A 10901-nucleotide genomic window follows, 5' to 3' on the forward strand; every position below is an offset into this window, starting at 1 on the left:
CCTGCTCCACGCCGCGGATCACCTGCGAGAAGAACGGGTTCGAGATGTCGGGCACGGTGACCAGGATCTTCTCGGTGCGCAGGGTGCGCAGCATCTTGGCCGCCTGGTTCGGCGCGTAGCCCAGGCGCTCGACGGCCGCCATCACCTTCAGGCGCGTGGGCTCGGCCACCAGCTCGGGCGCGCTCAGCACCCGCGAGACCGTCGCGGTGGAGACCCCGGCGCTCCGGGCGACGTCTTGAATCGTGGCCATGAGGCGACACTGGCGGGGCGGCCCCCGCAATTCAAGGCGAAGCCTGCCCATCGCGCGGCCTGCGCGGCAGTTGCCTGGAGCCGACGGCCTTGCTATCGGTGAAATCGATTACATGAGCGCGAAGAGGCCGACTCCATAGAGCCTTCCGCGCCGGCCCGCGGGAGGGGCCAGGGGCATGACGCAGCAGGCGCGGCTTTTCCTGATGATGGTGCTCCAGCTCGCCGTCTGGGGCGCCTGGGCGCCGAAACTGTTCCCCTACATGGGCATGCTGGGCTTCGCGCCCTGGCAGCAGTCGCTGGTGGGCAGCTCGTGGGGGGTCGCGGCCCTGGCGGGGATCTTCTTCTCCAACCAGTTCGCCGACCGAAACTTCGCGGCCGAGCGGTTCATGGCGGCGAGCCACGTGCTGGGCGGGGCGGCCCTGCTGGGCTGTGCGTTCACCACCGGCTTCTGGCCGTTCTTCGCCTGCTACCTGGCGTTCAGCTTCGTCTATGTGCCGACGCTGTCGGTCTCCAACTCGATCGCCTTCGCCAACCTCGCCGACCCGGCCAAGGAGTTCGGCGCGGTGCGCATGGGCGGCACAGTGGGCTGGATGCTGGTCTCCTGGCCGTTCGTCTTCCTGCTGGGCGCCCATTCCGGACCGGAGCAGGTGCGCTGGATCTTCATCGTCGCCGCGCTCGTCTCCTTCGCCCTGGCCGCCTACAGCCTGACCCTGCCGCACACGCCGCCGAAGACGGACGCCGCCGGCGCGGATCCGCTGGCCTGGCGCGAGACGCTCAAGCTGCTCCGCGTTCCGTTCGTGGCGGTGCTGTTCCTTGTCACCTTCATCGATAGCGTGATCCACAACGGCTATTTCGTGATGGCTGACGCCTTCCTGACCGACCGCGTGGGCATCGCCGGCAACCTCAGCATGGTGGTGCTGAGCCTGGGCCAGCTCGCCGAGATCGTGACCATGTTCGTGCTGGGCGGCGTGCTGGTCCGGCTGGGCTGGAAGACCACGATGATCATCGGGATCCTGGGCCACGCGGCCCGCTTCTCGGTGTTCGCCTTCGCCGCTGACAGCGTGCCGACCATCGTGGCGGTGCAGTTGCTGCACGGCGTCTGCTACGCCTTCTTCTTCGCCACCGTGTACATCTTCGTCGACGCCGCCTTCCCGAAGGACGTGCGCTCCAGCGCCCAGGGGCTGTTCAACCTGCTGATCCTCGGCGTGGGCAATGTGGTGGCGAGCTTCCTGTTCCCGTCGCTGATCGGCCGTCTCAAGGACCCGGCCACGGGCGCGGTCGACTACCAGAGCCTGTTCCTGGTCCCCACCGGCATGGCGCTGGTCGCCGTGCTGCTGCTGGCCCTGTTCTTCCGTCCGCCCACCCGCGCGCCCGAGAGCGCGGTCGCGGCATGATCCAGAAAACCCGAGGAGACGTCCCTTGCGCACCCGCCTGCACGCACTCGACCGCAGAGCCTTCCTCGCCGCCGGGATCGCGGCCATGACCGCCGGAAGCGCCGCCGCCGCGTCCCGGCCGTTCTTCCAGCGCCACGGACTGCAGATCGGCATCCAGCTCTACACCCTGGCGCCCGAGGCCGCGAAGGACCTCGACGGCACGCTGAAGGCCATCGCCGGGGTCGGATACAAGACCGTCGAGCTGCACGGCCTGCTGGGCAAGACGGGCGCCCAGATGCGGGCGTCGCTGGACGCCGCGGGCCTGGTCTGCCCGACGATCCACGTGCAGGGCCGCGGCCAGCTCGACGGCGATCTCGGCAAGCTGGTCGAGAACCTCAAGGCCATCGGCGTGAAGACCGCCATCATGCCCAGCCCCTACGTCCCCGACCGGCTGCTGGGGAAAGGCCTGCGGGAGGTGATCTCGCAGATGACGGCCGAGGATTGGAAGCTGAATGCCGACTTCCTCAACGAGAAGGCCGCGGCGCTGGCGAAGTCGGGAATCCGCCTGGGCTATCACAACCACAACTTCGAATTCGCGCCGCTGGGCGACACGAACGGGCTGGAGATCCTCATCCAGCGGACCGACGCCAAGCTGATCACCTTCGAGCTCGACGTCGGCTGGGTGGCCGCCGCCGGGGTCGATCCGGCCGCCTTCTTCGCCAAGCACAAGGGCCGCTTCGGCCTGATGCATGTGAAGGATATCAAGGCCGACACCCAGCCCAACTTCGAGCTGAAGATGGACCCGACCGAAACCGGCTCGGGCAAGCTGCCCTGGAAGACCCTGCTGCCGGCGGCCTACGCCGCGGGCGTGCGCGAGTTCTACGTCGAGCAGGAGCCGCCGTTCGCCCGGCCCCGGATCGAGGCCGCCAAGGTCAGCTACGACTATCTGGCTGGCGTCGCGGCGTGACGATGCGCGGCCCCATCCGGCTGGCCATGGTGGGCGGCGGGCCCGGCTCGTTCATCGGGCCGGTGCATCGCATGGCCGCCGAGCTGGACGGGCGCATCCGGCTGGTCGCCGGCACCTTCAGCCGTGATGCGGCCAAGAACGCGTCTCAGGCCCAGGCCTGGGGCGTGGCCGCCGACCGCGCCTATGGCGACTACCACGCGATGATCGCCACCGAGGCCGCGCGGCCGGATGGGGCCGAGATGGTGGCCGTGGTCACGCCCAACCACCTGCACTTCGACGTGGCCGCGACGGCGCTGAAGGCCGGCCTGCACGTGATGAGCGACAAGCCGGCGACGCTGGACCTGGCCGAGGCGCGGGCGCTGGCGGACATCGTCGGCGCCTCGGGCAAGCTCTACGGCCTGACCCACACCTATACCGGCTATCCCATGGTCCGCGAGGCGCGCGAGATCGTCCGGCGCGGGGACCTGGGCGCGGTCCGCAAGATCGTCGTGGAATATTCCCAGGGCTGGCTGTCGCGGCCCATCGAACGCGGCGGCGACAAGCAGGCCGGATGGCGCGCCGACCCGGCGCAATCGGGCGTGGGCGGCTGCATCGGCGACATCGGCGTGCACGCCTTCAACCTCGCGGAGTTCATCGGCGGCGTCCGCGTCGAACGCCTGTGCGCCGACGTCTCGACGGTCGTCGAGGGGCGCGTCCTGGACGACGACTGCAACGTGCTGCTGCGCTTCGCCGGCGGCGCGCGCGGCGTGCTGGTCGCGTCCCAGATCTCGGCCGGCGCGCGCAACGGGCTGCGGATCGCCGTCTATGGCGAGAAGGGCGGCCTGAGCTGGAGCCACGAGCGGCACACCGAGCTGACCGTCGACTGGCTGGACAAGCCCAGCCAGACGCTGCACGCCGGCTCGCCCTATCTCGGCGCGGCCGCCCAGGTGGCAAGCCGCCTGCCGACGGGCCATCCCGAGGGCTTCATCGAGGCTTTCGCCAATCTCTACCGCGACTTCGCCCACGCCATCTCCGCCGGCCGCGCGGAGGCGGGCCTGGTCCCCGACATCGGCGAGGGCGTGCGCGGGATGGCCTTCGTCGAGACCGCGGTGGCCGCCAGCCGGCGCGGCGACGGCTGGGTCGACTTGCCAAGGAGCGCGACGTGAAGACCCTCAAAGGCCCGGCCATCTTCCTGGCCCAGTTCATCGGGACCGAGGCGCCCTTCGACAAGCTGGACACCATCGCGAAATGGGCGGCCGATCTCGGCTATGTTGGCGTCCAGATGCCGACCGGCGGCCCGGACTCGCTGTTCGACGTCGAGACCGCCGCCGAGAGCCAGGCCTATTGCGACGACATCGCGGGCGTCCTGGCCCAGCATGGCCTGCAGATCACGGAACTCTCCACGCACCTGCAGGGCCAGCTCGTGGCCGTGCACCCGGCCTATGACGAGCTGTTCGACGGCTTCGCGCCGGAAGCCGTGCGCGGCAAACCGAAGGAGCGCCAGGCGTGGGCGGTCCACCAGGTAAAAGCCGGCGCCCGCGCCAGCCAGCGCCTGGGCCTGGCGGCGCATGCCACCTTCTCGGGCGCGCTGGCGTGGCCCTACTTCTACCCGTGGCCGCAGCGGCCGGCCGGCCTGGTGGAGGAGGCGTTCGCCGAGCTCGGCCGGCGCTGGAAGCCGATCCTCGACGTATTCGACGAATGCGGCGTCGACGCCTGCTACGAGATCCACCCGGGCGAGGACCTGCACGACGGGGCGACGTTCGAGCGGTTCCTGGACGAGGTGGGCGGCCACCCGCGCGCCAATATCCTCTACGATCCCAGCCACTTCGTGCTGCAGCAACTCGACTATCTCGACTTCATCGACCGCTACCACGAGCGGATCCGCGCCTTCCACGTGAAGGACGCCGAGTTCCGCCCGAACGGCCGCTCGGGCGTCTATGGCGGCTACCAGGGCTGGGTGGACCGGCCGGGCCGTTTCCGCTCGCTGGGCGATGGCCAGGTGGACTTCGGCGCCATCTTCTCGAAGCTGGCGGCCTACGACTATCCGGGCTGGGCGGTGCTGGAGTGGGAGTGCGCGCTGAAGCATCCCGAGGACGGCGCCCGCGAAGGCGCCCCCTTTATCCGCGACCACATCATCCGCGTCACGCCGCACGCCTTCGACGACTTCGCCGGTTCGGGCGCGGACGCGGCGACGAACCGGCGGCTGCTGGGGCTCTGAGTCTTCCTCCCCCAAAGCTCGTCATCCCCGGGCTTGTCTCGGGGATCCAGAAACGCCGCCGACGCCTATGGTCCCCCGTCGTTCCGCCAGCGCGTCTGGATGGCCGGGACAAGCCCGGCCATGACGAGCAGGGAGGGCGGAGCGGCGCCGACCCTACCGCAGCTCCTGCACCTCGATGTCCTTGAAGGCGATGGGGTGTCCTTCGCTCTGGAGCGCGATGTAGCCCTCCGTCACCGGCAGGACGCCGCCGCGGGCCTCGACCAGGCGCTTGGCGTCCGCCGCGGCCATCGGGTCGTTGGGATCGAGGGCGATGTCGGCGTAGCGGTGGACGACCTGGCCGTCGATCTTCTCGGTGACCCGGCCGTTCGGCAGCACCTCCAGCTCCAGCTTCACCCAGGTCCCGTTCGGGATGGTCGGGCCGGTGGAGGTGGTGCAGTGCTCGGGTTGACGCTTGCCCGCCCCCTTCTCGTCCAGCAGCGTGATGCTGACGCCCGGCGTGCAGACCGAGCCGGTCGGCCGCGGCCCGTCCCCGTCCTTGCCCAGGATCTGGAACTCCACCGAAACCGGGAAAGGCTGGTTCAGCCCCATGCTCTCGGGGCTCTGGCTGTGGAACATCACGCCGCTGTTGCCGCGCGCCCAGGCCGGCGTGTCGGGCAGCGGCGGCTCCAGCACCTTGTACTGAAGGCGCAGGCGGTAGGCCTTGAATGGCGCCTTGTAGAACAGGTGCCCGAACTGGAACGCAAACTTGTCGTAGCCAGCGTACGACACCTGGATGGCGCCATCCTTTACGATGAACGTGTCGTGCCAGTTCTCGCCCAGCGGATGGCGGGCGATCTTGGCGGTCCAGCCGTCCAGGGTCCTTCCGTCGAAGATGGGCTTCCAGGGCCCGGCCTTCTCGGCGGCGGCCGGCGCCGGCGCGGCCAGCGTGATCGCGGCGAGAATCCACAGACTGCGAACCATCGAAAACCTCCCCGAAGCCCTTGTTGTTGGGTTGAAGTGTAATCGATTTCATGGAACCTAAAAGCCAACGAATGACGGTCCGCCGGAGCAATCTGCGCCGGATCGCGGAAGGGGCGGAACATGGCGAACCTCAACAACCGCGCGCGCGCCGAGAACACCTACGACGCCATCGTCGTCGGCAGCGGCATCACTGGCGGCTACGCGGCCAAGGAACTCACCGAAAAGGGGCTGAAGGTGCTGGTGCTCGAGCGGGGCCGGATGGTGCGCCACATCGAGGACTATCCCACGGCGCAGACCAATCCGTGGGAGGCCAAATACCCGAAGGGCAAGCTGCCCAAGGCCGAGATGGACGCCCACTACAAGGTCCAGCAGCGCACCGGCTACGCGGTCACCGAGTTCAGCCAGCACTTCTTCGTCAAGGACGACGAGAACCCCTACACCGAGACCCAGTCGTTCGACTGGATCCGCGGCCACCACGTCGGCGGGCGCTCGATCACCTGGGGCCGGCAGACCTATCGCCACAGCGACCTCGATTTCGAGGCCAACGCCAAGCAGGGGATCGGGGTCGACTGGCCGATCCGCTACGCCGACCTCGCGCCCTGGTACGACCGGGTCGAACGCTTCATCGGCGTCAGCGGCCAGGCCGAGGGGCTGAGCCAGCTTCCGGACGGCGTCTTCCAGCCGCCGATGGAGATGAACTGCGTCGAGAAGGCGTTCAAATCCAGCGTCGAGGGTAAGCTGGGCCGCCGCATCACCATCGGCCGCTGCGCCCACCTGACCGCGCCGACCGAGGAGCAGCTCGCCTTGGGCCGGGGCAAGTGCCAGAGCCGCAACCTCTGCGTCCGAGGCTGCCCGTTCGGCGCCTATTTCAGCTCCAACGCCGCGACCCTGGTGGCCGCCGAGCGCACGGGCAACCTGAAGATCCGCGCGAACTCGATCGTCACCGAACTGATCTTCGATCCCAAGGCGAACAACGCCAGCGGCGTGCGGGTGCTCGACGAGCAGACGGGCGAGACGATGGAGTTCCACGCCGCCGTCATCTTCCTCTGCGCCTCGGCGCTGTCCACCGCCTGGATCCTGCTGAACTCGAAGAGCCGTCGCTTCCCCAACGGATTCGGCAACGAGAGCGACCAGGTCGGCCGCAACGTCATGGACCATCACCTCGGCGTCGGCGCCATCGGCGAGGTCCCGGGCTACGAGGACATGTACTATTCCGGCCGGCGGCCGAACGGCATCTACATCCCCCGCTTCCGCAACCTCGGGGACGCCGCCAGCGCGCGGAAGGACTTCGTCCGGGGCTACGGCTACCAGGGCGGAGCGGGTCGTCAGGGCTGGGACCGGCCGGTGGGGGGCGTGGGAGCCGACCGCAAGGCGGCGCTCAGCCAGCCCGGCCCCTGGATGTTCCGCATCGGCGGCTTCGGCGAGATCCTGCCCTACGCCGACAACCGGGTGACGCTGAACACGTCCGTCAAGGACAAGTACGGCCTGCCCACGCTCACCTTCGACGTCTCGATCCGCGAGAATGAGAAGGCCATGCGCAAGGACATGGCCGCCGCCGCCGCCGAGATGCTGGAAGCGGCCGGATTCAAGAAGATCATCGCCGGCGACCAGGGGTACTCACCGGGGCTCGGCATCCACGAGATGGGCACGGCCAGGATGGGCCGCGACCCCAAGACCTCGGTGCTGAACGCGCACAACCAGATGCACGAGTGCCGGAACGTCTACATCACCGACGGCGCGGCCATGACCTCGGCCGCCTGCGTGAACCCGTCGCTGACCTACATGGCGCTGACGGCCCGCGCGGCCGCCCACGCCGTCGACGCCAAGACGCGGGGAGAGCTCTAGATGCTGAACCGACGCGACGCCGCGCTCTCCTTCGGGGCGCTCTGGACCGCCCTCGTCCTGCCCGCCGGTGCGCGGGCCCAGACGACGCCCCCGCTGGGCTGGACGCCCAAGGCCGTGACCGCGGACCAGGCTCGAACTCTCGACGCCGTGGCCGAAATCATGATCCCGGCCACCAGCACCCCCGGCGCCCGCGCCGCCGGCGTGCCGCAGTTCGTGGACCGCGCCCTCGCCACGTGGTGCACGCCCGCCGATGCCGCGGCCCTCAAGGCCGGGCTGGACCAGATCGACACCGACGCCCGGGCGTCGGGCGGCGCGGCCTTCGCGGCGCTGCCCGCCGCCCAGCAGGCCGCGCTGGTGTCCCGCTACGACGCCGACGGCAAGGCCTTCTGGCGCCAGCTCAAGGAGCTGGTGACGACCGGCTACTTCACCTCCGAGCCGGGCGCCACGATCGCCCTGCGCTACGACCCCGTCCCCGGCGACTACCGCGGCTGCGTGCCGCTGAAGGACATCGGCCGCGGCTGGGCGACGAGCTAGGGCTGGCGCTTCCTCTCCCCTCTCGCTTCGCGGGGGGAGAGGAGGGGGCCAGCCTCTATCGCTGGCGACAGCCTACCTCAGCCGCCGGATCTTCAGGTTCTTGAACCACACCGCGTCGCCGTGGTTCTGCAGGGCGATGTGGCCGGTCGGCGAGGCGGCGAACATCGGCCACTTTCCGAACTTCGACGCCGCCACGCGCGCCTTGAAGTCGGCGGAGTTCAGGTCGTAGGTCGCCACCTTCACGCCGTTCAGCCAGTGCTCGACCTTGCCGTGGTCCACGACGATGCGGCCCGTGTTGTATTCGCCCACGGGCTTGGTCACGGCGCCTTCGGGGGCATAGAGCGCGAACAGGCCGCCGGCCTGCTCCAGCGGCGGCTCGCCGCGGCTGTTGTCCAGCACCTGGTATTCCGGCCCGCTCTGGTAGGTCTCCTGGCCCGCCTCGGTCACATGGAACATCACGCCCGAGTTGCCTTTCGGACTGATCTTCCAGTCGAACGTCAGGTCGAAGTCGCCGAACGTCTCCTTCGTCATGATGTCCTTGGACGTCTTCGGATCGGGGCTGAGTTCGCCTTTCGCAGTCCAGCCGGCGTCGGGCGCGGGTGTCTTGAAGCCGCGCCAGCCCGCCGTCGTCTTGCCGTCGAACAGCAGCGTCCAGCCGGCTTTCTTCTCCGCCGGGGTCAGGGTGTTGTCCGCCGCCAGCGCACGGGTGGTCAGCGCGCCGCTCGCCATCGCGGCCAGCGCCGCGCCGAAAAGGATCGCTCTCATCGTCGCAACTCCTACAGGCCGAGTTTCTTGAGCTGGGCCTCGATGGCGGCCTTCACCTCGGCCGACGGCCCCTCGTCGGCCTCGCGGGCGATGTTGCCGATGTACCCGATGTCCTTGAAGCCTTCCTCGGTCGTGTAATAGGCGCCGATGGTCAGGGCCCGGAAGCGCTTGAAGAAATCGCCGCCCGACCCGGCCAGTTGCGACAGCGCCGCGGCCCGCCCGGCGGCGTCCGCCTTGCCCGCCGTCTTCGCCAGCGCCTTCAGCCCGTCGCGGATCAGCGGGCGGTCCTTGAGCTGGTCGGGGTAGGGGGCGCTCACCCACTCGTCGATGAAGTCGGGCACGCCCAGGGCCGAGGCGGCCGGCGCCGTCCCGCTGGGGGGCAGGATGAAGTCGGCCAGGATCGCGGCGGCCTGAAGTTCCTCGTCGGTCAGCAGCCGCGGCCACGGCGCCGTCTCGGGGTTCACCAGCTTCGGGTCGGTTCCATAGCCCTTCGCCTCGGCCTTCCCGCCCATCTTCGGGCCGTAAACCACCACGCCGGCGCCCACGGCGGTCGCCGCGCCGACCACGCCGACCCAGGCCAGCGCCGTCCGCCGGTCGATCTTGCGGACGTAAGGTTGGGGGGCGTCGTCGCTCATAGGGCCCCCTGCTTCGCGAGCGTGGCGAGATGGTCGCTGGAGCGCCAGGCCAGGGCCAGGATCGACAGCGTCGGGTTCTTGTCGGGGCTGGAGACCAGCACCGCCCCGTCGGTCACGAACAGGTTCGGCACGGCCCAGGCCTGGCCGTACTGGTTCACCACCGAGTCCGCGTCGGAGGCGCCCATGCGCGCGGTGCCGACCTCGTGGATCATCTCGCCGCCCTTGGAGATCGCCTTTCGCCCGTCGCGCTCGACCGTACCGATGGGCTTGCCGCCCAGGCGATCGATGACCTCCAGGAACGTCGTGACCATGTGCGCCGCCTGCCGCGTCTCGGACTCGCCCCACTTCCAATGGAAGCGCAGGACGGGGATGCCCCACTTGTCCTTCGCCTTCGGGTCCAGCTCGCAATAGCAGTCGTCGTTCGGGATCATCTCGCCCCGGCCGTTGAAGCTGATGACGCTGCCGTACCGCTGGCGCAGCTTGGCGCGCAGCGCGTCGCCCACGCTCGTCTCGTCGTCGCCCATCAGGCGGGCCAGGCTCATCGACGGCATGCCGCGCCCGCCGCCGATCTCCACGTGGTAGCCCCGCGGGAAGCCCAGTTCCTTGTGCTTGTCGTAGCCCCACCACGGCACATAGGTGTGCTCGACGCTCATGCCGTCGTCGTTGGTGGGCGGCAGTCCCTCCAGCGCCGGGAACTGGCCGGTGACGTTCAGGCCGACGCTGTCCATCAGGTAGCGGCCGACCATCCCGTGGGTGTTGCAGAGCCCGTCCGGGAACTTCGAGCTCTTGGAGTTCAGCAGGATCCGCGCCGTCTCGCCCGAGCCGGCCGCCAGCATGACGGCCTTGGCCGCAGCCGAGTGGTGCTCGCCGGTGACGCGGTCGACATAGCTGACGCCCTTGGCCTTGCCCGCGGCGTCCAGGTCCACCTGATAGACCAGGGCGTTGGTGACGATGGTCAGGTTCTTGGTCGCCATCGCGGGCGGCAGCAGCACCGTCGTCGACTGGAAGTTGGCCCCGATCGCGCAGCCGCGGCCGCAGGGGGTGGCGAAGACGCAGGTGTTGCGGCCTTCCATCTTCTGCGTGACCACCGCCCCGTGCATCGGCACGACCGGGATGCCCATCGCCTCGAACGCTCGGGCGTAGAAGATCTCGAACCCGCGCGGCGGCGGCGCCTCCATCAGGCAGCCCGGCGGCGAATCCGGCGTGTTGGTCAGGCCCCGCGGCGGGGCGGCGCCGGTGACGCCGATCAGCTTCTCGGTCCTGTCGTACCAGGGCGCCAGGTCGTCGTAGGTGATGGGCCAGTCGTAGCCCAGGCCGTCGCGGCTGCGCGGCTTGAAGTCCAGCGGCCCGAAGCGCAGCGAGATGCGGCCCCAGTG

General features: G+C 69.5%; 11 protein-coding genes. 6 read left to right on the forward strand and 5 right to left on the reverse strand.

Features of this window, described 5'->3' with window-relative positions:
* Nucleotides 1–250: LacI family DNA-binding transcriptional regulator (locus Q0L11_RS04825; RefSeq protein WP_296595751.1), on the reverse strand; the 250-nt coding region annotated here is incomplete at its 3' end.
* Between the two features lie 175 nt (nt 251–425).
* On the opposite strand from Q0L11_RS04825, the gene Q0L11_RS04830 reads away from it, so the two are divergent.
* The 4 genes from Q0L11_RS04830 to Q0L11_RS04845 are packed head-to-tail and all read left to right on the forward strand — an operon-like array spanning nt 426 to nt 4786.
* Complete coding sequence (locus tag Q0L11_RS04830; protein ID WP_296595752.1) at nt 426–1643, forward strand: MFS transporter; 1218 nt, start codon at nt 426–428, stop codon at nt 1641–1643.
* A gap of 25 nt (nt 1644–1668) precedes the next feature.
* Entirely contained in the window at nt 1669–2589 is a 921-nt protein-coding gene (locus Q0L11_RS04835; protein WP_296595753.1) for a sugar phosphate isomerase/epimerase, read from the forward strand.
* Between the two features lie 2 nt (nt 2590–2591).
* On the forward strand, nt 2592–3734 hold the full coding sequence (locus Q0L11_RS04840) for a Gfo/Idh/MocA family oxidoreductase (RefSeq protein ID WP_296595754.1): 1143 nt from the start codon (nt 2592–2594) through the stop codon (nt 3732–3734).
* On the forward strand, nt 3731–4786 hold the full coding sequence (locus Q0L11_RS04845) for a sugar phosphate isomerase/epimerase (RefSeq protein WP_296595756.1): 1056 nt from the start codon (nt 3731–3733) through the stop codon (nt 4784–4786). The genes Q0L11_RS04840 and Q0L11_RS04845 overlap by 4 nt, the downstream gene beginning before the upstream one ends.
* Before the next feature lie 153 nt (nt 4787–4939).
* On the opposite strand, the gene Q0L11_RS04850 is transcribed toward Q0L11_RS04845, so the two are convergent.
* Nucleotides 4940–5746: a DUF1080 domain-containing protein gene (locus Q0L11_RS04850; RefSeq protein ID WP_296595757.1), complete on the reverse strand. Its 807-nt coding sequence runs from the start codon at nt 5744–5746 to the stop codon at nt 4940–4942.
* Nucleotides 5747–5866: 120 nt separating this feature from the next.
* On the opposite strand from Q0L11_RS04850, the gene Q0L11_RS04855 reads away from it, so the two are divergent.
* Both Q0L11_RS04855 and Q0L11_RS04860 read left to right on the forward strand, forming a co-directional pair.
* Entirely contained in the window at nt 5867–7591 is a 1725-nt protein-coding gene (locus Q0L11_RS04855; RefSeq protein WP_296595758.1) for a GMC family oxidoreductase, read from the forward strand.
* The gene (locus tag Q0L11_RS04860; RefSeq protein WP_296595759.1) at nt 7592–8125 is read left to right on the forward strand and encodes a gluconate 2-dehydrogenase subunit 3 family protein; all 534 of its coding nucleotides are present in this window, start codon (nt 7592–7594) and stop codon (nt 8123–8125) included.
* Between the two features lie 72 nt (nt 8126–8197).
* Here the strand turns inward: Q0L11_RS04860 and Q0L11_RS04865 are convergent, their stop codons facing one another.
* The 3 genes from Q0L11_RS04865 to Q0L11_RS04875 form a co-directional block, all read right to left on the reverse strand.
* Complete coding sequence (locus Q0L11_RS04865) at nt 8198–8890, reverse strand: DUF1080 domain-containing protein (RefSeq protein ID WP_296595760.1); 693 nt, start codon at nt 8888–8890, stop codon at nt 8198–8200.
* Between the two features lie 11 nt (nt 8891–8901).
* Nucleotides 8902–9525, reverse strand: a complete 624-nt coding sequence (locus Q0L11_RS04870; protein WP_296595761.1) for a gluconate 2-dehydrogenase subunit 3 family protein — start codon at nt 9523–9525, stop codon at nt 8902–8904.
* Nucleotides 9522–10901 (reverse strand): GMC family oxidoreductase (locus tag Q0L11_RS04875; RefSeq protein WP_296595762.1); only part of this gene is annotated, 1380 nt, incomplete at its 5' end. The genes Q0L11_RS04875 and Q0L11_RS04870, both read right to left, overlap by 4 nt.

It is taken from the genome of Phenylobacterium sp. (assembly GCF_024508875.1).
Classification (GTDB): domain Bacteria; phylum Pseudomonadota; class Alphaproteobacteria; order Caulobacterales; family Caulobacteraceae; genus Phenylobacterium.